At 58.5% G+C, this 20,334-nt stretch carries 25 protein-coding genes; 11 read left to right on the top strand and 14 right to left on the bottom strand.

What is annotated here, in order from left to right; genetic code table 11:
* Positions 1-47: 47 nt before the first annotated feature.
* Entirely contained in the window at positions 48-806 is a 759-nt protein-coding gene (locus PSPTO_RS11055) for a thioesterase II family protein (RefSeq protein WP_044390135.1), read from the bottom strand.
* A gap of 316 nt (positions 807-1,122) precedes the next feature.
* On the opposite strand from PSPTO_RS11055, the gene PSPTO_RS11050 reads away from it, so the two are divergent.
* Positions 1,123-1,659: an RNA polymerase factor sigma-70 gene (locus PSPTO_RS11050; RefSeq protein WP_007246342.1), complete on the top strand. Its 537-nt coding sequence runs from the start codon at positions 1,123-1,125 to the stop codon at positions 1,657-1,659.
* A gap of 74 nt (positions 1,660-1,733) precedes the next feature.
* On the opposite strand, the gene PSPTO_RS11045 is transcribed toward PSPTO_RS11050, so the two are convergent.
* Complete coding sequence (locus PSPTO_RS11045) at positions 1,734-2,258, bottom strand: SgcJ/EcaC family oxidoreductase (protein ID WP_005617103.1); 525 nt, start codon at positions 2,256-2,258, stop codon at positions 1,734-1,736.
* Between the two features lie 223 nt (positions 2,259-2,481).
* On the opposite strand from PSPTO_RS11045, the gene PSPTO_RS11040 reads away from it, so the two are divergent.
* From PSPTO_RS11040 to PSPTO_RS11025, 4 genes are read left to right on the top strand one after another with little or no spacing between them, the layout of a single operon-like run.
* Positions 2,482-3,666 (top strand): sensor histidine kinase, encoded by a 1,185-nt coding sequence (locus PSPTO_RS11040; RefSeq protein ID WP_011103863.1) that lies wholly within the window; start codon positions 2,482-2,484, stop codon positions 3,664-3,666.
* Positions 3,663-4,331 (top strand): response regulator, encoded by a 669-nt coding sequence (locus PSPTO_RS11035; RefSeq protein ID WP_005617102.1) that lies wholly within the window; start codon positions 3,663-3,665, stop codon positions 4,329-4,331. Before PSPTO_RS11040 ends, PSPTO_RS11035 begins: the two co-directional genes overlap by 4 nt.
* The gene (locus PSPTO_RS11030) at positions 4,328-6,655 is read left to right on the top strand and encodes an ATP-binding protein (protein WP_046464039.1); all 2,328 of its coding nucleotides are present in this window, start codon (positions 4,328-4,330) and stop codon (positions 6,653-6,655) included. Before PSPTO_RS11035 ends, PSPTO_RS11030 begins: the two co-directional genes overlap by 4 nt.
* Entirely contained in the window at positions 6,652-7,116 is a 465-nt protein-coding gene (locus PSPTO_RS11025; protein WP_003382984.1) for a response regulator, read from the top strand. The genes PSPTO_RS11030 and PSPTO_RS11025 overlap by 4 nt, the downstream gene beginning before the upstream one ends.
* Positions 7,117-7,142: 26 nt before the next feature.
* Here the strand turns inward: PSPTO_RS11025 and PSPTO_RS11020 are convergent, their stop codons facing one another.
* The gene (locus tag PSPTO_RS11020; RefSeq protein WP_005770721.1) at positions 7,143-7,574 is read right to left on the bottom strand and encodes a universal stress protein; all 432 of its coding nucleotides are present in this window, start codon (positions 7,572-7,574) and stop codon (positions 7,143-7,145) included.
* Between the two features lie 114 nt (positions 7,575-7,688).
* Entirely contained in the window at positions 7,689-8,699 is a 1,011-nt protein-coding gene (dusA, locus tag PSPTO_RS11015; RefSeq protein WP_011103861.1) for a tRNA dihydrouridine(20/20a) synthase DusA, read from the bottom strand.
* Between dusA and PSPTO_RS11010 the strand changes: the two genes are divergently transcribed.
* Both PSPTO_RS11010 and PSPTO_RS11005 read left to right on the top strand, forming a co-directional pair.
* Positions 8,670-8,888, top strand: coding sequence for a hypothetical protein (locus PSPTO_RS11010; protein ID WP_162491832.1), 219 nt, complete (start codon positions 8,670-8,672; stop codon positions 8,886-8,888). The genes dusA and PSPTO_RS11010 overlap by 30 nt on opposite strands.
* 177 nt (positions 8,889-9,065) lie before the next feature.
* Entirely contained in the window at positions 9,066-9,395 is a 330-nt protein-coding gene (locus tag PSPTO_RS11005) for a DUF2388 domain-containing protein (protein ID WP_046464040.1), read from the top strand.
* Positions 9,396-9,430: 35 nt separating this feature from the next.
* Here the strand turns inward: PSPTO_RS11005 and PSPTO_RS11000 are convergent, their stop codons facing one another.
* From PSPTO_RS11000 to PSPTO_RS10975, 6 genes are all read right to left on the bottom strand, one after another.
* Entirely contained in the window at positions 9,431-9,688 is a 258-nt protein-coding gene (locus tag PSPTO_RS11000) for a DUF1652 domain-containing protein (protein ID WP_005617091.1), read from the bottom strand.
* A gap of 236 nt (positions 9,689-9,924) precedes the next feature.
* The gene (locus tag PSPTO_RS10995; protein ID WP_046464041.1) at positions 9,925-10,203 is read right to left on the bottom strand and encodes a hypothetical protein; all 279 of its coding nucleotides are present in this window, start codon (positions 10,201-10,203) and stop codon (positions 9,925-9,927) included.
* A gap of 117 nt (positions 10,204-10,320) precedes the next feature.
* Positions 10,321-11,448 carry a sensor histidine kinase gene (locus PSPTO_RS10990; RefSeq protein ID WP_046464042.1) on the bottom strand — a complete coding sequence of 376 codons (1,128 nt, stop codon included), beginning with the start codon at positions 11,446-11,448 and terminating at the stop codon, positions 10,321-10,323.
* 81 nt (positions 11,449-11,529) lie between these two features.
* Positions 11,530-11,781, bottom strand: coding sequence for a hypothetical protein (locus PSPTO_RS10985; protein WP_003382970.1), 252 nt, complete (start codon positions 11,779-11,781; stop codon positions 11,530-11,532).
* 75 nt (positions 11,782-11,856) lie between these two features.
* Complete coding sequence (locus PSPTO_RS10980) at positions 11,857-12,300, bottom strand: S24 family peptidase (RefSeq protein WP_011103857.1); 444 nt, start codon at positions 12,298-12,300, stop codon at positions 11,857-11,859.
* A gap of 109 nt (positions 12,301-12,409) precedes the next feature.
* A complete protein-coding gene (locus PSPTO_RS10975; protein ID WP_011103856.1) occupies positions 12,410-13,657 on the bottom strand; it encodes a M20/M25/M40 family metallo-hydrolase in 1,248 nt (415 codons plus the stop codon).
* Positions 13,658-13,945: 288 nt separating this feature from the next.
* On the opposite strand from PSPTO_RS10975, the gene tal reads away from it, so the two are divergent.
* Positions 13,946-14,875 carry a transaldolase gene (gene tal, locus PSPTO_RS10970; protein ID WP_005771350.1) on the top strand — a complete coding sequence of 310 codons (930 nt, stop codon included), beginning with the start codon at positions 13,946-13,948 and terminating at the stop codon, positions 14,873-14,875.
* A gap of 74 nt (positions 14,876-14,949) precedes the next feature.
* On the opposite strand, the gene rssC is transcribed toward tal, so the two are convergent.
* Both rssC and rssB read right to left on the bottom strand, forming a co-directional pair.
* Positions 14,950-15,435, bottom strand: coding sequence for an anti-sigma factor antagonist RssC (rssC, locus tag PSPTO_RS10965; protein WP_003315067.1), 486 nt, complete (start codon positions 15,433-15,435; stop codon positions 14,950-14,952).
* Positions 15,432-16,616, bottom strand: coding sequence for a two-component system response regulator RssB (gene rssB, locus PSPTO_RS10960; protein ID WP_011103855.1), 1,185 nt, complete (start codon positions 16,614-16,616; stop codon positions 15,432-15,434). Before rssB ends, rssC begins: the two co-directional genes overlap by 4 nt.
* Positions 16,617-16,884: 268 nt before the next feature.
* Between rssB and PSPTO_RS10955 the strand changes: the two genes are divergently transcribed.
* Positions 16,885-17,184 carry a PilZ domain-containing protein gene (locus tag PSPTO_RS10955; RefSeq protein WP_003382960.1) on the top strand — a complete coding sequence of 100 codons (300 nt, stop codon included), beginning with the start codon at positions 16,885-16,887 and terminating at the stop codon, positions 17,182-17,184.
* Between the two features lie 87 nt (positions 17,185-17,271).
* Here PSPTO_RS10955 and PSPTO_RS10950 read toward each other — a convergent pair whose 3' ends face one another.
* Complete coding sequence (locus PSPTO_RS10950) at positions 17,272-17,973, bottom strand: MlaA family lipoprotein (RefSeq protein ID WP_003382959.1); 702 nt, start codon at positions 17,971-17,973, stop codon at positions 17,272-17,274.
* A gap of 199 nt (positions 17,974-18,172) precedes the next feature.
* Here PSPTO_RS10950 and PSPTO_RS10945 point away from each other — a divergent pair, with 199 nt between their 5' ends.
* Together PSPTO_RS10945 and PSPTO_RS10940 are read left to right on the top strand one after the other, a co-directional pair.
* Positions 18,173-18,781: a phosphatase gene (locus tag PSPTO_RS10945; protein WP_046464043.1), complete on the top strand. Its 609-nt coding sequence runs from the start codon at positions 18,173-18,175 to the stop codon at positions 18,779-18,781.
* Between the two features lie 101 nt (positions 18,782-18,882).
* Positions 18,883-19,152, top strand: coding sequence for a DUF4404 family protein (locus PSPTO_RS10940; protein ID WP_007244210.1), 270 nt, complete (start codon positions 18,883-18,885; stop codon positions 19,150-19,152).
* A 341-nt stretch (positions 19,153-19,493) separates the two neighbouring features.
* Here the strand turns inward: PSPTO_RS10940 and queF are convergent, their stop codons facing one another.
* On the bottom strand, positions 19,494-20,324 hold the full coding sequence (gene queF, locus PSPTO_RS10935; protein WP_005771341.1) for an NADPH-dependent 7-cyano-7-deazaguanine reductase QueF: 831 nt from the start codon (positions 20,322-20,324) through the stop codon (positions 19,494-19,496).
* Positions 20,325-20,334: the final 10 nt, after the last annotated feature.

Genomic DNA, 20,334 nt, shown 5'->3' with positions numbered 1-20,334 from the left:
CGCGCCCTGGGGTGGGGCCGCGCGCGAGGCAAAAGAGCCAGAAACGCTTAACCGGCGGCCCGGCTCAACTGCCGTGAAGCGCTATTGCGCCAACGGGCCAGGTGCTGCTCGCAGTACCGCCGCAGATGGCGAAGCAATTGCGCTTGCTCATCGACCAGATAGAAGTGGTGCCCTTCGAACATGTCCAGCGAAAAGCCAGTGCAGGTTTCCTCCTGCCAGTCGAGCAGTTGCTCGACGCTAACGCTGTCCTGCTTGCCGCCAAACACGTGAATCGGCACGCTCAACGGCTCGCGCCGGCCGTACACAAAGCTGCCGCAGAGCAAAAAGTCGGCGCGCAGGATCGGCAGCATCAACTGCATCAGCTCTTGGTTGGCGATAACGTTTTCGCTGGTGCCCTTAAGCGTGCGCAGTCGCGCGATCAGTTGCTCGTCGGTCTTGGCGACCGCGTATTCGCTGACATCGCGACGCACCGGGCCCGCAGTGGCCGAGGCAAACAACGCCAGCGGCGCGGGCAGACCTCGCTCACGCAACGCATGCACCAGTTCGAAGGCCAGCAGCCCGCCCAGGCTGTGACCAAACAGCGCATAAGGTTTGTCCAGTTCGGCGCTGATCTCGTCAGCCAGGTGGTTGGCCAGTCGCACGATGTCGGCCTGCAACGGTTCGTCCATACGCATGCCGCGACCGGGAAGCTCCAGCGGGCGCACGTTCAGCCACTCGGGCAATTTGCGCCGCCAGGGGCTGTAGAACATCGCGCTGGCGCCAGAGAACGGCAGGCAGAACAGCGTCAGGCTCACAGGCGTGCTCATATCGAAACCGTCCGGTGGTGGGCGCGGGTGTAAAAGCGGCGAGGCGCGTGATCGAAACGCATGGGGTTCTCCTGAGGTATTCCCTGGCCGCAACCGTGGTCGGGCCTGTCACCAATGAGAACGGATGGCGTCTGCAAATAATTAGGCGTGAATGCCCGCCGCGAGCGCGTGGCCAACCGAGTCGCACTTTTAAAGTGCGCTGATTGGCTTTCGCATTTGACAATAATTATCATTAAGGCTAATTTGTTGCCCCATGTGACGGCGCTGCTTCTCGTGCAGCCCTCCCCCCCATTGGCTTTGCAGCAAGGTGAATTCCATGACGGAACACGTAATCACAAGTAAGTGCGAGTCACCGCTACTCCAGGCATTCGTCGACAACTATCTGCTGCTGGTCAAGATTGCCGCGCGCATCGTGGGCTGCCGGTCTCGCGCCGAGGACGTTGTGCAGGATGCGTTCTTCAGATTGCGCTCCGCGCCTCAGGCCACGCTGACCTTCAAGGCACAGCTCAGCTATCTCTTTCAGATCGTGCGCAATCTGGCCATTGATCACTACCGCAAGCAGGCACTGGAACAGAAATACACCGGCCCTGAGGCCGAGGGGCTGAATGTGGTGATTCAGGGTGCATCGCCAGAAATCTCGCACATCAATTTCACAAGCCTGGAGAAAATCGCCGACGCCCTGAGCGAGTTGCCGCCCCGCACCCGTTACGCGTTCGAGATGTATCGCCTGCACGGCGTGCCGCAGAAGGACATCGCCAAGGAACTGGGCGTATCGCCGACGCTGGTCAATTTCATGATCCGTGATGCGCTGATTCATTGCCGCAAGGTCAACGGCACCACTGCCGAAGCCTGACCCTTCAGACAGACGAAAAAAATCCGGGGCCATGGCTCCGGATTTTTTCGTATCAGCTGACTATCGGTTGTCGATCAGCGGCTGACCTGGTACTCAGGCTGTATTTCCGGCATGGCCGAAGAGTGGTGGTTGAGAATCTTCCACTCGTTGCCGATGCGGTGGTAAAGGAACGAATAACGTGCCTGCACCTTGGTTTTTTTGCCGTCTGCCGCTGTCAGGGTGAAGGTGTAGACACCGTTGTCCGCTGCTGCATCAGGCCCCAGGCGACGGATCTCCCGGTAGTTGATCTCGCCAACCGGCTTGAGCACCAGGAAGTGATCAAAGTAGTCGGTGATCTCAGCCGGGGTAGCACGTACCTTGTTGGAGACCGTAGGCTGCAAGACTGCATCCTGTGCATACAACGAGGCGACTGTCTTCGGGTTACCGGTCTGCAAGGCTTTGTTCCAGCGATCAAACAGACCGGCAATTTCCTTGTCATTCACGCTGCTTGGCGCCTCGGCGACCATGCGGTAGGTGTAGCCGGACGGCTCGGCAGCAGCCTGAACCATCGGTGCACTCACAGCCAGCAACAGGGCCAGGGCGGTCAATTTCGTTTTCATCGCTATTCTCCTACGGGGATCTGTTCAGGGATTCAGTGAGAGCTACTTTGCCTTCCCCGCCCCGGCTAGCCATCGGCCAACCGGGGTTATCTTTGTATGCCGATCGGCAGATGGGCTTTACCTCCTGTTACAGTTCTAATAGCGTCACTTCTCTATATGCCAACGCTGGCGTGGCGTCTCGCCGACGCAGCCCTCGTTGACATAGCCCTTCGCTGGAGACCCCATGCAAAGCCCACCCCACGACCCGGCAAGCGCGCTGGCCATCCGCAACCATTATCGCCAGTCGCAAAGCCGTGCCGCACGCCTTCGTCTGCTGGTCGATACGGGTCAGGAACTGATCCAGTTGCCCCCCGAAGCCATGCGCAAATGCGTGTTGCAGCGAGCGTGCGCGTTTGTGGCGATGGACCACGGCCTGCTGCTGGAATGGGGCGCCGACAACGGCGTGCAGACCACCGCCCGTCATGGCAGCAAAGAACGCCTGAGCACCCTCGAAACGACTGCCGACCCGCTGGCCATCGGTCCGCAATGGCTGGAGCGGCCGGGCACTCACCTGCCCTGCGTACTGCTGCTGCCTTTGCGCGGCGCCGATGAGGGCTCTTTCGGTACGCTGGTGCTGGCCAACAGCGTCGCCATCAGCGCACCCGATGGTGAAGACATCGAGTCTCTGCAACTGCTCGCCACCCTGCTCGCGGCGCATCTGGAGAACAATCGCCTGCTCGAAGCGCTGGTTGCGCGCGACCGAACCATGTCACAACTGGTTCGTCAGCTGTTCACAGCGCAGGAAGACGAACGCAAACGCGTGGCCTACGACCTGCATGACGGGCTGGCCCAGACTCTGGCTGGCCTTCACCAGCGCTTGCAGGGGTTTGCCGGTCGCTGCCCGGAACTGCCAGCGCAACTGGACGCCGATCTGCAGGCCATCCTGAAACTGGCGCAGCATTGCGTTGGTGAGGGTCGGCAATTGATCAGCGGCCTGCGACCGGCCGTGCTGGACGATTTCGGGCTGTGGCAGGCCGTCGACAAGGAAGCCGATCGGCTGCGTGAAGCGGGCATCATCGTGCAGTGGACGTCGCAGTCTCTGGAGCGCCTGCCCAGCCACCTGGAAATCGCACTGTTCCGCATCGCTCAGGAAGGCATCAATAACGTGCTCAAGCACGCCAATGCCAGTTGCGTAGAACTGGCGCTGGAACTGAGTGACGGAAACGTTTCACTAAGGCTGCAGGACAACGGCCGTGGTTTCATCACCGAAAAACCAATCAACGGCACGGGCGTGCAGAAGCTGGGCCTGGTGGCCATGCAGGAACGCGCCAGCCTGCTGGGTGGCCGCCTGACCTGCGTCAGCCGCCCCGGGCGTGGCACCCGGCTACGCACCATCGTCCCTTTTACTGCAGACAAGGCAATAACATGACTGACACTGTGCGACTGGTTCTGGCGGACGATCATGAGGTGACCCGCACCGGGTTCGTCTCGTTACTGGCGGGCCATCCGGAATTCGAAGTGGTTGGCCAGGCTGCCGACGGCCAGCAGGCGATCGACCTGTGCCAGGCGCTGCAACCGGACATCGCGATTCTCGATATCCGCATGCCGGTGCTCAACGGGCTGGGAGCGGCGCGTATTCTTCAACAACGCATGCCCGGTCTGAAAGTGGTGATTTTCACCATGGACGACAGCACCGACCATCTGGAAGCTGCCATCAGCGCGGGCGCGGTGGGCTATCTGCTCAAGGATGCCAGCCGCGACGAAGTGATCGACGGCCTGCAACGCGTGGCACGTGGCGAAGAGGCATTGAACAGCGCCGTCAGTGCGCGCCTGCTGCGACGCATGACCGAACGCAACACCAGTGGCGCGAGCGTGCCGGAAGCGCTGACGCCCCGTGAACGCCAGGTGCTGGGGCTGGTTGCAGGCGGCTTCAGCAATCGGGAGATCGGCGAAAAACTCGGCATCACCACCGGCACCGCCAAGGCGCACGTGGAAAAGGTCATTGGCAAGCTGGGCGCTTCGGATCGCACCCAGGCGGCGGTACGCGGCGTGGCACTGGGGCTGGTGAGCCAGTCGGCGAGCGACTGGCGATGACGGCAACCGGCAGCAGCCGCTGGGAAGACCTGCCGTTACGCGGCAAGGCGCTGGTTGCGATTTCCCTGCCGCTGGCAATGCTCATGTTTTCGCTGGTGCTCATCTACATCGCCGAACGCCAGACCGCGCAAGCCGAGGAAGATGTGCGCCGGGTGCTGCTGGTGCAGGGCGACATTCAGACGCTTCATACCCAAATCGCAGAAGGTGCGGCCAGTGTGCGTGGCTATCTGCTCACCCATCAGGAAGACTTCCTGCCCGGCTACATCAATGCGCAACCGCTGATAAACGCGGCGCTGGTGCGGCTCGATGCCAATATCCGTGATCAGCAGATGCGCGAGCACCTCAAATCCATCGAACCGCTGATCCGCACCAAGGTGGACGGCCTGGAAAGGCTGCGTTCGATGGGCAGGGAAGACCACGAAAACGTTGCCGCCATTCTGGTCGAAAACAAGTACGTTCTCGACCAGTTGCGCGAACGGATCGGCGTGATGCGCGAGCGCGAGGACGCCCTGCTGGCGGAGCGTACAGAAGCGGCGGCGGCGACCCGTGAGCGCTTGTTGTGGTCTACCCTGCTGGCGGCGGCCTGCGGAATTTTCGGTGCCATTCTTGCGGTACTGATGCTGTCCAAGGGCATCGTCGCCAGGGTGCATCAGGTGCAACGCAATGCTCAGCGTCTGGCGCTCGGGCACCCGTTGCTGCCCCAGCCACCCGAAAAAGACGAGATCGGTCAACTCGGCACGCGCCTGGTCGAAGCTGGCCAGTTGCTGGCCGAACGCGAACGGGCGCTGCGCGACAACGAGGAGCGCTTGCGGCTGATTATCGAAGGCGTGAAGGATTACGGCATTTTTGCGCTGGACCGCAATGGCTATGTCACCACCTGGAACGCAGGCGCCGAACGCATCAAGGGCTACACCGAGCAGGAAATCATCGGCCAGCATTTCTCGGTTTTCTATCTGCCGCAAGAGTGCCCGCAACACCCTGACATGGCGCTGCACGAAGCCACCGTCAACGGACGCTACACAGAAGAGAGCTGGCGACGGCGCAAGGATGGCAGCCGTTTCTGGGCCAGCGTGGTGATCACCGCGCAATACGACAGCAACGATGAGCTACGTGGTTTTTCCAAGATCACCCGCGACATCAGCGATCGTCGCGTTGCCGAAATTGCCCTGGGTACTGCGCGTGAAGAAGCCGAGCGCGCCAGCCGGGCGAAGAGTGAATTTCTCTCGCGCATGAGCCATGAACTGCGCACGCCCCTGAACTCCATTCTGGGCTTCGCCCAGTTGCTGGACATGGATTCGCCCGCCAGCCAGAGGCCGCAAGTAGGCCATATCCTGCGCGCGGGCCAGCATTTGCTGAAGTTGATCAATGAAGTGCTCGACATCGCCAGAATCGAAGCCGGGCATGTGTCCCTGAGCCTCGAACCGGTCTCGCTGTCCAGCGTCCTCAAGGAAACGCTGGTGCTGGTTTCGCCGATGGCTGCGGATGGCAACATCGAGCTCAAAGAGTTGCCGCACCTGCCTGACGAACTCGGCGTTATCGCTGACCGCCAGCGTCTGGTTCAGGTGCTGCTGAACCTGCTGTCCAACGCCATCAAGTACAACCGCCCCGACGGTCAGGTGCGCATTGAGGTCGACAGGTCGGCTGAGCACGTCACCGTGAGCGTGGTAGACACCGGCTATGGCATTGCGCCGGAGCGTCTCGGTCAGTTGTTCAAGCCGTTTGAACGGCTGGATGCCAACCCGAGCGTCGAAGGCACAGGGCTGGGGCTGGCGCTGAGCAAGAGCATGCTGGAGATGATGAAAGGCACGCTGTCAGTGCAAACCACACAGAACGAAGGTTGCCGTTTCACCCTTGCACTGCCTTTTGTTGCCGTGCACGCGCCGACCGTTGCGACGCCGCGTCCGGCCGATGCCGTACCAATAACCCGCCCCGCTGCTCGTCCGGCTTATCATGGCAAGCTGCTGTGTATCGAAGACAACCTGTCGAGCATGGCGCTGATCGAAACGCTGTTGCAGCGCAGACCCGGCATCCAGTTGTTGTCGAGCATGCAGGGGCAACTGGGGCTGGACCTGGCACGCCAACATGCGCCCCAGCTGATTCTGCTGGACCTCAACCTGCCGGACATCAAAGGGCTGGAGGTGCTGCAACGCCTGAGGCGCCTGCCCGCAACCGCCAACACGCCGGTGCTGATGATTACCGCCGACGCCAGCGTCAATGCCCAACGCGAACTGAAAGAGGCCGGAGCAACGGCCATTCTGATCAAACCCATCCAGGTGCCGGTGTTCCTCGCCCTCCTGGACCAGTACTTGCCGGAGCCCGTATGAGCGGAGACTTTCGTATCCTGATCATTGACGACCAGCGGCCCAACCTCGATCTGATGGAGCAGTTGCTTGCCCGCGAGGGGTTGACCAATGTGCTGAGCAGCACCGAACCCTTGCGCACGCTGGACCTGTTCAACAGCTTCGAGCCCGACCTGGTGGTGCTGGATCTGCACATGCCCGATTTTGATGGCTTCGCGGTGCTGGAACAGCTAAACCGACGCATCCCGGCCAATGACTACCTGCCGATCATGGTGCTGACTGCCGACGCGACACGGGATACGCGTCTGCGCGCCCTTGCATTGGGCGCGCGGGACTTCATCAGCAAACCGCTGGATGCACTGGAAACCATGTTGCGCATCTGGAACCTGCTGGAAACCCGTGCGCTGTATAAATCGCTGCGCAAGCTGGTGCCGCCGGAAAACATCGAGTTGCTGCGCCAGACACGCGTGCCCGCGCAGCCGTGAGGCGCAGTTTTTAGCTGATAAGCGTGCTACTTGATGAGCGTAACGGGCACCGACACTTCATGGATCACTCGCGTGGCCACCGAGCCCAGCAACAGACCGCCAAAGTTGCCAAGCCCGCGAGTGCCCATGACCACAGCATCGCAACCCAGCCGCTGAACTTCGGCCTCAACCTGCTCGGCAACGTTGCCCAGATCGACGTGGGCCTGGAACGGCACGCCCGCGGCCGCCAGCAGCGCAATCGCATCATCGAGCACCCGCTTGCCTTCATTTTTCAGCCCGGCCTTCACGCCATCAATCATGTCGGGGGCCAGATAAAGGCTGTAATCGATAGGGCTGGCCTGCACGTTCAGCACATGCACTTCCAGCGGCTTGTTGAGGTCGCCAGACAGCTCGATGACATAGCCCAGGGCGCGCATGGCGTGCTCGGAGCCGTCGAAAGGAACCAGGACTTTGTGCATGTGCGTTTTCCTTGTTGGGGTATGCCGACAACATAGCCCGAGCCCGGCAACGCCGCCACTGGAATAAGCGCTTCTTTTGACCCGGAACAACCAGATTGCACGGTGCGCGCGAGATCAATGCCCTTCGAGAAACTTCGCCGCCTGATCCAGCAACAGCAGCGGATTTTCCGCTTTGTGGATATCCACCGACAACAACTGCCGAAAACGCCGCGCGCCGGGGAACCCCAGACCAAGCCCGAGCATATGCCGGGTCACGTGGTGCATGTTGCCGCCGCTGGCAATGTGCGCGGCGATATAAGGCCGCATCGACTCCAGTGCCGCGTGACGACTTATGACCGGCGCAACACTGCCGAACAATTGCTGATCCACCTGCGCCAGCAGATACGGGTTGTGATACGCCTCACGACCCAGCATGACGCCATCAAACGTCTGCAGATGCTCACTGCACTGCTCCAGCGTCTTGATGCCGCCGTTAAGGACGATCTCCAGTTCAGGAAAATCAGTCTTCAGTTGCGCAACCACGTCATAACGCAGTGGCGGAATATCGCGGTTCTCCTTGGGAGACAGCCCCTCAAGAATCGCGATGCGCGCATGAACCGTAAAACTCTGGCAACCCGCATCATGAACCGTGCCGACGAAATCGCACAACTCGGCATAACTGTCGCGGCCGTTGATGCCGATGCGATGCTTGACCGTGACCGGAATGCCCACCGCATCGCGCATGGCCTTCACGCAATCAGCCACCAACTGCGGGTGCGCCATCAGGCACGCGCCGATCATGTTGTTCTGCACCCGATCACTCGGACACCCGACGTTCAGATTGACCTCGTCATACCCCGCCGCCTCCGCTAGCCGCGCACACGCCGCCAGGCCCGCCGCCGTGCTGCCGCCCAGTTGCAATGCCAACGGGTGCTCGGTTTCGTCGTGACGCAGGAAACGCTCACGGTCGCCATGGAGCAAGGCACCGGTAGTGACCATCTCGGTGTAGAGCAATGCCTGGCTGGAGAGCAGCCGCATGAAATAGCGGCAATGGTGATCGGTCCAGTCCATCATGGGGGCGACGGAGAAGCGGCGGGATAGGCCAGGCCTTGTTGAATGGGGGTTTGGTGCGATATCTGGCTGCATGGTCATCAGTATTTTCAGCAAAAAAAGAGGCAGCATCCCTACATTCGTTGCTACAAATCAGCAATCGGCAGTAGTGATGTAGCAACAGAAGTGATGGCAACAATCACCCTGAATTGGCGAAGGCTGACGCGCAGCATCAAAGGTGGTTGCTCAGGAAACGGCAGTTTATCAGGAAGTGCAGGGCTTTGATGGGTACGGATTGTCTGCGTCTGATGACGTGCATTTCGCTTTGTGGGACAGAGTGCAGTTGATAACCTAAAGCACTCACTTTGCGGTTGGGAATAAATCAATTTTCAAAGCCGACTTCGCCAACCACGCAACTCTGCTACCGTGCCCGCTCACAACATGCACTGGACGTATCGAACAATGAACTCACGGAAGACACTGGCTATCGCTCTGACAGCCTGGATCAGCATTCAAGTAACGCCTGATGGTTTTGCAAACGAACGCAACGGTTATGGGCCAAACACAGTTGTTCTGAGCACAGTAGCATCGGCCTTGTTAACGACAATGGCTGCCGACAAAGTTGCCGATTTTTTCCGACCCGCGCAGGACGATGCGTTGGCGTTCGTCGGCTCGGATGGCGAAATACGTGGCGCACAATTTGAGCAGGCTGTTCAGCACTACCGTTCTATTTCCGCGCAACCCCGGATGTCCGAGCGGCAACTGGCTCAGGCCATCGCAGCGATTTACTGACGGCGCTGGACAAATACCGGGCTGCTCATCCGGCCTTACGCCAGTCGCCTCATGGACAAATCCATCTGACCCATCAGGTCTCTCTGCTCTTTCAGGGAGAGCACCAGCCGTGCGATGGATCGGCTGGTGGATAGCTCAGACAGAGGCATACCCGCCACAGATAGCTGGATATCACCAGATACGGGGTCGAAAAGCTTCACGGAGAAGCTTTCGTTGGCCGCGATGACGCACTCGCACCTGGAGGGCAAAAAAGCCGTTTCAAGAACTCGCTGAAGATCGGGTTTTGAATACATGGTGCGTCCTCTGCTGGTCTAATTGTTTGACCCAGTGTAGACAAGTTTCACACACATTTGTTGCAGACCTGCGCCAGGCGCTGCGCAGCGCTTTTGCGCTCCTGCTCCCCTTCCAAACGCATGGCCTGCGTACGATGCGAAGGCCTGCGGCGGTCGCCACCAGCTTGCCAAGGCTTTGACCATCGATCATGGCGACCTCGGTGCTGGGCGTTGACTGAGGAATATCACGCCGTCAACTACCGAAAAAAGACGATTATCAAGCCAAACAGAACAACGGTAGAGATCGCTTCTTTTCTGGAAAAAAAGAACGCTATGACAACCTGCAAGATCACGGCAACAAAAACAAGCAGGCCTCGAAATCCTTCTCGATTACCGGAATTTTCAGCGGATATTGCGGGCCTGTACTGAGGTTCCATCCAGTCATATTCCGAGCCTTGAAACAACGCGAAAAGTAACAAGCACCAAAAATACGCAGAATACAAAGCAAGCCGAAGAAGGATCTTTGCTACTTTCATACTTTTCACATAATCAAATTATCAAGACGACGCCACCCATCCAAAATAAAATCCCGGCACCTGGCATCTTTTCATCTCATTAAGGAACAGTTCGTACCGCGACTATAACCAGCGCCCTCACCCTGCCTTCAACGGAATAAACACCGCAAACGTAGTGCCCTGCTCTGCTTTCGATGTTACCTCGATGCGCCCACCATGAGCGTCCACTATCCTCGCAACGATAAACAAGCCAAGCCCGAGGCTGGAATACGGGCCGTTGTCGGTCATCTGTTCGGGTGAGTAGCGTCCCATCGGGTTGAAAATGAACGGCAGTACGTCTGCCGGGATTGGAGTACCGGTGTTGTGGACGGTGAATTGGAGTGTGCCGTCGGAGGCTGCCAAGGTAACTTCGACAGGATCGCGGCTGTTGCCGTGCTGGACGGCGTTGCCGATGAGGTTTGAAAAGACCTGCTCCAGCCGGTCACCATCGAAATCACCGACTACCGGTTCGATCGACGTCAGGCGAATGTCTGCCTCGGGGTTGACTGTGCGCGACTCGTCGACGATACGGGCGCAAACGGGCTGAATGTCTATTTCGGTTTTTTTCATCGGTATGCCGGGACCGATCTGTGAGCGAGTGAAGTCCAGAAGATCACCGACGATCTGGCTGGCTCGTTTCACGCTGGAATAGATTCTTGAGGCAACCTTGGTCGATCTCGGCCCCAGATCACTGGTGCGCAGGAGCACGTCGGCACCCAGCAGTATGGCGCTTAGCGGGGTTCGCAAGTCATGCCCGAGGATGCCCAGGAAGATATTGCGCGAGGCCTGAACCGCGCCGGTATAGCTGGAAATGGACTCTGCGAGCGCCTGATCGATTGCTTCGTTGAAGCGGATCATGTCGCCAAGTTGCGACTGCGTGTTGCCTATTTCCTGAGCCATCCACAGCTTGATGACGCTGGCCCGCAAGGCGCGAAATTCCGAGACCACCTGGTCGATGGTAAAGCCTGACATGAGCCGCGTCATGGCATGGGTTTTCGCAGCGGTTTTTTCTTCCGACACAACTTGCCCCTGCGACTTGTCAACCTGCTCCTGCGAAGATTGCCTGGTCAGAAGATCTGCAGCAATGACTTGAAGCATTTGCTCGGCATGATCTCTGAGCGCTGTGATGTCGAGAGGCTCTCCGGGCGTGGCCATGGTGTGCGCAAAATCTGCCCACTCCGTCACGATCGGTTCGATGTTCTCAAGAATGAAGCCCGATAACCGCATAGCAATTCATACCCGAAATAAACCGCGCAAATTGCTGGTTCAGGGGCGCAGTTAAGCATCAATACAGAGTAAAGACGCAGTTTATCCGGCGAGCGCCTGCAACCGCGCCTGAACGGCGTCGTCAAAAATGATGTAAAGCTTCTCGGCATCGGCGGGGCGAAGTTTTCCGCCTTTGCCCTTGGTGGTTTCCAGGCGATGGATGTATTCGATTTGCAGCGCGCCCTCGGCTTCTATATCGGCGCGGGTGCTGGCGGCGTCAAGCGCTCTCACCAGATCACTTATTTCTGCCTGAATAGCCTTGGGCAGCCGTAACTGGTCAATTTGTTCCTGCATGCTCGATTTCCGGTTCAGTAGTGTAGGGCGGCAGGAGATCACGCGATGCTGTGCAATGCAAGGCCGTGAGGCTGCTCATCGAGGGGACGAGCACGCCGCGCGCCCTTCAAGAAGGCTTTTGAGGCTATAGGTCACGACCCCCAGAATGATCAGGTCGTCGTTGTCGGTCACGTGCAGCGGCGGGTAGTCTGCGTTTTCGGACTGCAGAATCACGACGTGACCACGCATGTGCAACCGTCGGCATATCTGCCGGGTATTGAGCGAAGCGACGACGATATCACCGTGCTCTGCGTACTGACTGCGATCGACTACCAGCATGTCGCCGCGGGACATGCCGCACCCTTGCATGCCCTCATCCTCGACCCTGGCCAGGTAGACATGCGGCTCGCGAACGCCACACAACTCCGCAATCGAGACGTGCCTCTCGATCACGGGTGACTGGGAGCCAACCGCTGACATGGATATGAACGGGAGCTTGATGCCCCCTGCCGAAAGCGGGCCGAGGAATGTGACACTCATGAGGTGAGCCTTTTTTGATTAACTGTATGCATATACAGTTAATCGTTTATCGCGCGCCAGGTCAATCTCGAATGCCCGGTGCGTCGACGAAAGGCCTTGGCTCAAGCTGTCAGGGCGCGGCAACAGCCTGCGACAATTGCGTGATCAACGCGACCGTCAAATAAAGCCTTGGCGCAATGCTCGACAGCTCGATGTATTCATCATCCGCGTGCAAACCGGCCCCGACCACGCCCATGGTTTCCAGCACCGCTGGCTTGGCGCTGTCCGGCACATAGGCGTAGCCCGCATCCGTGCCGAAACGCATGGCAATCGGCTCGATGCTGCGACCGATTTTGGCGTAAAGCGTCTGCGCAGTTTTTGCCAGTTGCTCGGAGCCAGGGTTTTTGGCCAGCGGTGGACGGCCTTTTTCCATGCGCAAGGTCACTTCGGTGCCATCCACGAGGGTTTTCCTGACAAGACGCTGGCCGTCAGCCATTACCCGGTCGCTCTCGCTTGGATCGGAGTAGCGCATGTCCGCTTCGGCCGAGGCGCTGGAGGGAATGATGTTGCGCTTCTCCCCGCCCTTGATCAGCGTCCAGTTAACAGTGGTGCCTTTGCCTGGGTCGCCAAGGTCCTTGAGTTGCAGCATCTGATGCGCCAGCTCAATGGCTGCATTGCGCCCGGCTTCGGGGGCGGAACCTGCGTGCGAAGACTTGCCCTTGACGTCGAGCAGCAGGCCATTGATGCCATTGGTGGCTACCGTCACAGCGTCCTTGTCCGGCGGCTCGTAAGAGAAAACGTAATCGTTCTGGCGAGCCAGTTCAGCGATGACTTTTTTCGAACCGCTGGAACCGGTTTCTTCGTCAGGGTTAAACAGCACGGTCAGTGTGCCGAAGTCTTTGAACTGCTCGTCCTGCAACAGTTTCAGCGAATGCAGGATCATCGCTACACCGCCTTTGGCGTCTGCAACTCCCGGGCCGTAGGCACGCTCGCTGTCGAGCCGAAACGGACGCCTGGCGGCGGTGCCAGGGCCGAACACGGTGTCGTAATGGACCATCAGCAAAAAGGATCGGGTGCCGTTGCCCTTGAACGTGCCGACAATGTTGTCACCGGCGGAGGGGTTCGCAGGCGTCGTTGTGACCTCGGCGCCCAGCGCCTTAAGGCGTTCGACCAGTAGCGCGCTGACGGTTTTCAGGCCCGGTGCCTGGCCGGTGCCCGTGTCGACGCCCACCAGCTCCTTGACCGTGGCCAGATAGGCTTTTTGTTCAGCCTGGGCTTTGTTCAGCAGTTGATCAGGTGACAGATCGGCGGCCAATGCGCCCAGAGACAGCAGGGAAAAACCGAGGGCGGCGACAGTAGGGAAAGATCGTGAGTGCATGCTGGTTCCTTCAGATCAGTGCAGTGAGATGCAACATCTTTAACCCAACACAGCGCTCAACACCAGATTGCCTGTAATGAACGCTTCTGGCGGCCGGCTTATTGGGGTTAAATTCAGAATGAGGGAACAAGCAGTCTGTGGGAGGCTCAAAAACAGTCTCGACACGGTATTCACGGCAGTGCCGCTTCTTAACGTCCACCCTCCATCCGCAAGCGATATGCCCTGCGGCCTTGAGTGGGCGGCATTGCTCGGGTAATGTCATCCAACCGCACAGGACAGAGCACGCTCATGACTTCCAAGCTGGATCAACTCAAGAAATTCACCACTGTTGTTGCCGATACCGGCGATTTCGGCGCCATCAAAAGCCTCAAGCCTCAGGACGCCACGACCAACCCTTCCCTACTGCTCAAGGCCGCTTCGAGCGAAAGCAACGATCAGATGCTTGCCGACGCGTTCAGCGGTGCCAAGGGCGACATCGGTCTGGCCTGCGACCGCTTTGCAGTTGCCATCGGCCAGGAGATTCTCAAGGTTGTACCGGGTCGCGTGTCCACTGAAGTAGACGCACGCCTGTCGTTCGACACCGACGCGCTGATCGAGCGCAGTGAGCGCATTATCGGCCTCTACGATACTGCGGGCATCAGTCGTGATCGGGTACTGATCAAGCTGGCGGCGACCTGGGAAGGTATTCGTGCTGCCGAGAAGCTCGAGAAGGACGGTATTCAGACCAACCTGACGTTGCTGTTTTCCTTCGCCCAGGCCGTTGCTTGCGCTGAAGCGGGCGTGTTTCTGATCTCGCCGTTCGTGGGCCGCATTTACGACTGGTACAAGAAGTCGTCGGGCACCGATTATGTCGGCGCAGACGATCCCGGCGTGCAGTCCGTGACGCGCATCTACAACTACTACAAGGCCAATGACTTCAAGACCGTGGTGATGGGTGCCAGCTTCCGCAATCTGAACCAGATCGAACAACTGGCGGGCTGTGATCGCCTGACCATCAGCACCGAGTTGCTCAAGCAACTGGCTGAAGACACTGGCACGCTGGAGCAGAAACTTGCGCCGGGCAATGCAGGTGAAGCGCGTCAGAGCCTGACCGAGAGCCAGTTCCGCTGGGCGTCCAACGAAGATGCCATGGCCACTGAAAAACTGGCTGAAGGTATTCGTCAGTTCGCCCGCGATCAGGAAAAACTGGAAGCGCTGCTGTCTGCCAAAAAGTCCTGACAATATAAAAGGGCGGCACCCTCGCGGGTGTCGCCCTTTTTATCGCCTGCCATTCGAGCCCGTAAGTGAATTGCCTAGCGCTGACCTTCCAGCGCGTTGACCAGATCGTGGAATGCTTCACGATTCGAGTCGTTCAGGCCCATCAGTATCTTGTGCGCTTCAAGCACCTTGGCTTTGACCACTTCTTCGCACTGATCCTGTGACGGCAGGTCAGTCAGGCACTCAGGACGCGGCAGAGGCCGGTCAACGATATTGAACACCTGATCGAAGCCCATCGACTGCAACAGGCGCGTGATGTCTTCGTGAGTGGTGACCAGCGTCGGCAGCAGGCCTACCTTCTGGCGCGACAGAATCGACAGCTTCGCCAGCAAGCCAAGCGTGGTGCTGTCGATGCTGCGCGTCTCGGTGAGGTCGATCACCACTGCGGAAAAATTCAACGCAGTGAAGATACGCTCGATGGTCGCATCCAGGGCCGAACACAGCGTCAACCGCACTTCACCCACGAACTTGAGAACGAAGGTGCCTTCCTGCTCGGCGAACTGGATTCTACCGGTACTCATTCAAGATTCCTGCTTAACACTAACAAGGCGATATCATCCGGCATCTCCCCAAGTGTTGCCAATTCAAAAACCCGCTGCAAGCCATCCAGTCTGCCGCCAGCCTTCTTCACCAACTCCGGAAGAATGGCTTCTTTCTCTTTGAGTGTATCACCGGGCAACAGATCCAGTATGCCATCAGACAACATGGTCAGACTGAAGGACGCTGGCAGGTCGATTTCATGATCCTGATACGTCGCTTCATTGAACAGCCCGACCGGAAGCCCACGGCCGTCCAGATAACGCGCCTGCCCCTCGGAATACAAGACCGGCAGCGGCAAGTGGCCGCCGACGGCATACGTCAGTTTACCCGACTCTTCGTCAATGACACCGCCGACCATCGTCACATGCTTGCCCAGCTTGCAACTGATGAGCCCGCGATTGATGTGCCCCAGTACGTCCGACGGCTTGAATTCGGGCAACGTGCCACCGCGCTTGGACTCGAACAGCAAACGCGTGGTCATGAATTTCAGCAGCACGGTAATGAACGCCGATGACGCACCATGGCCAGAAACATCCGCCAGATAGAACGCTACACGCCGTTCGTCGACCCGGAAGTAGTCCACGAAGTCGCCGGACAGGTACAGGGACGGGATGATCTGATGCGCAAACTTGAACTCGGCAATTGACCAAGGGGTGATGGGCAGCATGTTGATCTGTACTTGCCGGCCTGCGTCCTGGTCTTCCTGCAAAAGATGAAGGCTGGCTTCGAGCTCGCGATTGGCCTTCTCCAGTTGTTCACGATAGACCTGATTTTCATTGAGCAGGCGTGACCGATCCAGTGCGCGGCGCACCGAATGCTCGAGGACCGCGAGGTCTTCAAGCGGCTTGATCAGATAATCGGCGGCGCCCAGGCGCAGGGCTTCAACCGCATCGCTCATCACGCCCGCACCGGAAACCACGATGACAGGGGTCTGAGGCGCGATAGCGGTGACCTGACGGATCAGCTCAAGACCGCCCATCTGTGGCATGCGCAGATCGCAGACCACAAGATCGGGGTTCTCTTGCTCGAATATCTGAATTCCCTGCAAGCCGTTACTGGCCTGCAGAACGCTGAAGCCACTGTCTTCCAGGTAGGCGGCAAGGCTTGCGCGCACTACGTCGTCGTCATCGATAATCAGCAGCTTGGCACTGGTTTTTGGCATGGGGGCAAACGGCGCCAGATCAGGTTGGCGTAGGCGGTCCGGTATTACCGGAACCCGCTTACTGGATTCGCTTCTAGCCTCTCCGTAATAACACGCGCACAACTGGATGTGCCTTTCGTGTTTCAGAGGTGCCCTTCAAGGCGCAGACGGTACTCCCATCCGACGGGTGTTTCAAGCATGCTCCTGCCCTCACTTTGCGCTCTTTACATCGCAAATCACCCAGAGTTATAAGAACTGACACATCAGCAACTAAATCGAAGGACTGTACATGAGTCGAAATGATCGAGACTACGAGGAAAAGCGGGATTACATCCGTATGCGCGTCGATGCAGACGTCAACCTGATTCACGCGGGTCAGGTGATTCCCGCCGTGTGCATTGACCTTTCCAGCTCGGGCATGCAGGTACAGGCGCCCCGCGCATTCCAGATCGGCGACAAGCTCAGCGTGCGCATCGACTCCGATCATGCTGCGCTCAAGGGGCTTGAGGCAGAAACCGAGGTGGTGTGGGTCAATGATGAAGAAGGCGGCGGACAGAAACTGGGGCTTTCAATCGTGTCCATGAGCTGACTGCGAGCGGAACCGGTTCACACTTTCAAAAAAAACAAAGGCGACCCGAGGTCGCCTTTATTGATTTACGCAGATACAAATTGACGATTAAAAATCGTCTTCGACCTGCCCGTCCTTGACCTTGAATTCGCGGTTCTGCAAGTAAGCGTTGCGGATGAAGGTGTAGCGATCACCACTGACCAGGCGCTCGGCGGACAGCAGGCTGGCACGCGTGTCGACCAGATTGACGCCCAACGCCGTGTTGCGGGTGGGTACGTGATCAATATAGCGGTACGGGGAGGTGTAGGTGTCCGGGTACTTGGCAATGGCGTCACGCACCGTGCTTGGGCCCAGCAGCGGAATCACCACGAACGGGCCGCTTGGCACACCCCAGTAGCCCAGTGTCTGGCCGAAGTCTTCATCACTGCGTTGCAGGCCCATGCGGGTGCCGACGTCAATGAAGCCCAGCAGACCGAACGTAGTGTTGACGATAAGGCGTGCGGTATCTACACCGGCCGCTTCAGGTTTGGCCTGCAAGACGTTGTTCGCCAGATTGCCGACATCGCCGATATTGCTGAAGAAGTTATGAATACCGTCTTCGACAAACTGCGGAGCGATGTACTGATAACCCTTTGCCAGCGGCTTGAGCGTATAAGCGTCAAGGGTATCGTTGAAGCTGAAAATGGAACGGTTGATGCCTTCCCAAGGATCGCTTTCGGCTGCCTGTACGGCCACCGGGACCAGCGCCATGCCGGCGCAGAGGGACAATTGCGTCAAACGCTTGATAAAGCCTGCACCAGTGACGGGCATAGCTGACACTCCTGATCGAGATATCGAAATAATGACGCGGGTGCTACGCCCCACACGCTAAGGTGAGGGAGTATAAAGCCTTCTGTCATGAATAAGGCAGGTCTGTCAGTCATGAGGGACGGATAAACTTCGTCATCGCAGATTCATTGAAGTGTCACAAAAGGTCGGTAGCGTTTTTGAATATTTCAGAGAGATATTCATGCTCGCGCCGCGCCTTATGCCTTTACCAACCTTTCCCGCCCTGCTGTTCGGCCTTAGTGGCTGCCTGGTGGACTTCGGTGCGCAGGCCGCGACGTCAGACACGCCCGACGATGAGCACGCGCAGCTTACGCCTGGCGCGCAGAACGCATTGAAGGCATTGCGTGATCAGGGAATGCCTTGCGCGTGGATCGACGAGTTGCCTGAAGCCCTCAGCACTCCTCTTGCAGCTCCCGTGAACGACTGGATGATTGCTGCACCACGCCCGACTGCCGGCTGGCCTCAGCCTGATGCCTGCTGGATGGCCCTGATGGCATTGAACGTCAGCCAGTTGGAGGGTTGCGTGCTGATCAGCGGCGACCCGCGTCTATTGCAATCCGGCCTGAACGCCGGGTTGTGGACGATCGGCCTGGCGTCGTGCGGCCCACTGTGCGGGCTGTCTCCGTCGCAATGGCAGGCGCTGAACAACGCCGAGCGAGAGCAGCGGCGTGCGCAGGCCACGCTCAAGCTTTATTCGCTGGGTGTGCATTCGGTCATCGACCACCTCGGTGAGCTGGAGTCATGCCTGGCCGACATTGCGCTGCGACGTAGCAAAGGTGAAAAACCCTGATACGTGCACAGGCGAGCTTACTGGATTAGTCTTGAGTCACTACGGACCTTTAGCCGTTCGGCGAAGTCCATGAGACAGACTTATCAATCAAGGAGCACGTCATGCCCGCCCGCGAACTTCAAAAACAACTCGATACCCTGCGCGAGCAACTTGAGTACAATCCGCCGATATCAGAATCCGAGCGGGACGACCTGAACGAACTGATGCAACAAATTGAAATGAAAATTCAGCTGGAACAAGCAACTCATGAGCAGGACAGCAGCCTGGCAGATGGCGTGAACCTGGCCGTGGAGCGTTTTGAGCTGGAGCATCCGACCATTGCCGGAACGCTGCGCAATATTGTGCAGACATTGGGCAATATCGGGGTTTGATTGAGTTGGGTTAGTACTTTGGCTCGTTCCGCGCATTAAAGAGTCCTATGAGCGCGGAAAACGAGCTTCTGCCCGGAGGGCGTAGGAGTGGACTTGTCCACGAAGGGTTGCGAAGCGGCCCTGAAACCGGTGACCTCGGTTGTGTCCGATGTACCGTATGTATAGATTTTGCTGCCGGTTCCCGGCAGTTCGCGGACAAGTCCGCTCCTACAAAACCGAGATATAGCGAACGAGCGAAGCGTAGCCCGGTCCGATCCCACAAGGGGAGCGTCCAGCTCTGCGTCATACAGCGGTTTTGCGATGTCAGTGGTGTTTGTTTACGGTTCAAGGCACGGACGAAGCTACTGTCGAGCCAGCCTGCGATTGTCCACGTCGAGCACTTCGGTGCTGCGGTAAGGGTTGATGTCCAGACCGCCGCGGCGTACGTAGCGGGCGTAGACGGTCAGCTTTTCCGGTTTGAGCAGACGCTGCAGGTCGAGAAAGATTCTTTCCACGCACTGCTCGTGAAAATCCGAATGCTGGCGGAAGCTGACGATGTAGGCCAGCAGGCTCGCATGATCCAGCGCTGCGCCGCGGTATTCGACCACCACGCTGCCCCAGTCGGGCTGGCTGGTGACCGGGCAGTTGGATTTGAGCAGGTGGCTGTGTACGGCTTCCTCGATGACCTGCGAATCATCACAGCGCAACAGCTCGGGCTGCGGCTGGTCGTAGCTGCTGACGGTGATGTCCAGTTCGTCGATGCACACACCCGGCAATACCGCGACACCCTCCTCTTCGATTTCCGCCAGGTTGCGAATGCGCACACCGACCAGCTTGCCAGCAGCGGCTGACAGGTCTTTTTCGAGCGTTGCCTGTACCCGTGCAGCGCCATCGAACGCAGTCTGGTTCAGCGAGTTGAGGTACAGCTTGAAGGACTTCGACTCAATGATATTCGGCGAATCGGCCGGAATGCTGAACTCGGCAATCGCAACCACTGGCTTACCGGATGGCAACAGCCAGGACAGCTCGTAGCAGTTCCAGAAATCGACGCCCTTGTACGGCAGCGTCTGCGCGGTCAGCCCCAGCTCGGCCCATTTTGCGGCACGCGGGATGGGGAACAGCAGGGACGGCGTGTAAGTGGCGATGTATTCACTGGATTTGCCCAGCGGCGAGTGTTCGGCTGCGGGATGCATGGCGATACCT

The organism is Pseudomonas syringae pv. tomato str. DC3000, assembly GCF_000007805.1.
GTDB classification, from domain to species: domain Bacteria; phylum Pseudomonadota; class Gammaproteobacteria; order Pseudomonadales; family Pseudomonadaceae; genus Aquipseudomonas; species Aquipseudomonas avellanae.
This window is presented reverse-complemented; position numbering and strand designations above follow the sequence as displayed.

Bases quoted from the DNA above. Each gene is read 5' to 3' on its own strand.
- PSPTO_RS11030 (WP_046464039.1), top strand. From the start codon at position 4,328: ATGACGGCAACCGGCAGCAGCCGCTGGGAAGACCTGCCGTTACGCGGC.
- PSPTO_RS11040 (WP_011103863.1), top strand. From the start codon at position 2,482: ATGCAAAGCCCACCCCACGACCCGGCAAGCGCGCTGGCCATCCGCAAC.
- rssB (WP_011103855.1), bottom strand. From the start codon at position 16,616: ATGCCAAAAACCAGTGCCAAGCTGCTGATTATCGATGACGACGACGTA.
- PSPTO_RS10980 (WP_011103857.1), bottom strand. From the start codon at position 12,300: ATGAGTGTCACATTCCTCGGCCCGCTTTCGGCAGGGGGCATCAAGCTC.
- PSPTO_RS10940 (WP_007244210.1), top strand. From the start codon at position 18,883: ATGCCCGCCCGCGAACTTCAAAAACAACTCGATACCCTGCGCGAGCAA.
- PSPTO_RS11035 (WP_005617102.1), top strand. From the start codon at position 3,663: ATGACTGACACTGTGCGACTGGTTCTGGCGGACGATCATGAGGTGACC.
- PSPTO_RS10975 (WP_011103856.1), bottom strand. From the start codon at position 13,657: ATGCACTCACGATCTTTCCCTACTGTCGCCGCCCTCGGTTTTTCCCTG.
- PSPTO_RS10995 (WP_046464041.1), bottom strand. From the start codon at position 10,203: ATGAAAGTAGCAAAGATCCTTCTTCGGCTTGCTTTGTATTCTGCGTAT.
- PSPTO_RS11005 (WP_046464040.1), top strand. From the start codon at position 9,066: ATGAACTCACGGAAGACACTGGCTATCGCTCTGACAGCCTGGATCAGC.
- PSPTO_RS10990 (WP_046464042.1), bottom strand. From the start codon at position 11,448: ATGCGGTTATCGGGCTTCATTCTTGAGAACATCGAACCGATCGTGACG.
- dusA (WP_011103861.1), bottom strand. From the start codon at position 8,699: ATGCAGCCAGATATCGCACCAAACCCCCATTCAACAAGGCCTGGCCTA.
- PSPTO_RS10955 (WP_003382960.1), top strand. From the start codon at position 16,885: ATGAGTCGAAATGATCGAGACTACGAGGAAAAGCGGGATTACATCCGT.
- queF (WP_005771341.1), bottom strand. From the start codon at position 20,324: ATGCATCCCGCAGCCGAACACTCGCCGCTGGGCAAATCCAGTGAATAC.
- PSPTO_RS10985 (WP_003382970.1), bottom strand. From the start codon at position 11,781: ATGCAGGAACAAATTGACCAGTTACGGCTGCCCAAGGCTATTCAGGCA.
- PSPTO_RS11010 (WP_162491832.1), top strand. From the start codon at position 8,670: ATGGGGGTTTGGTGCGATATCTGGCTGCATGGTCATCAGTATTTTCAG.
- PSPTO_RS11050 (WP_007246342.1), top strand. From the start codon at position 1,123: ATGACGGAACACGTAATCACAAGTAAGTGCGAGTCACCGCTACTCCAG.
- PSPTO_RS11000 (WP_005617091.1), bottom strand. From the start codon at position 9,688: ATGTATTCAAAACCCGATCTTCAGCGAGTTCTTGAAACGGCTTTTTTG.
- rssC (WP_003315067.1), bottom strand. From the start codon at position 15,435: ATGAGTACCGGTAGAATCCAGTTCGCCGAGCAGGAAGGCACCTTCGTT.
- PSPTO_RS11055 (WP_044390135.1), bottom strand. From the start codon at position 806: ATGAGCACGCCTGTGAGCCTGACGCTGTTCTGCCTGCCGTTCTCTGGC.
- PSPTO_RS11045 (WP_005617103.1), bottom strand. From the start codon at position 2,258: ATGAAAACGAAATTGACCGCCCTGGCCCTGTTGCTGGCTGTGAGTGCA.
- PSPTO_RS11020 (WP_005770721.1), bottom strand. From the start codon at position 7,574: ATGCACAAAGTCCTGGTTCCTTTCGACGGCTCCGAGCACGCCATGCGC.
- PSPTO_RS10950 (WP_003382959.1), bottom strand. From the start codon at position 17,973: ATGCCCGTCACTGGTGCAGGCTTTATCAAGCGTTTGACGCAATTGTCC.
- PSPTO_RS11025 (WP_003382984.1), top strand. From the start codon at position 6,652: ATGAGCGGAGACTTTCGTATCCTGATCATTGACGACCAGCGGCCCAAC.
- PSPTO_RS10945 (WP_046464043.1), top strand. From the start codon at position 18,173: ATGCTCGCGCCGCGCCTTATGCCTTTACCAACCTTTCCCGCCCTGCTG.
- tal (WP_005771350.1), top strand. From the start codon at position 13,946: ATGACTTCCAAGCTGGATCAACTCAAGAAATTCACCACTGTTGTTGCC.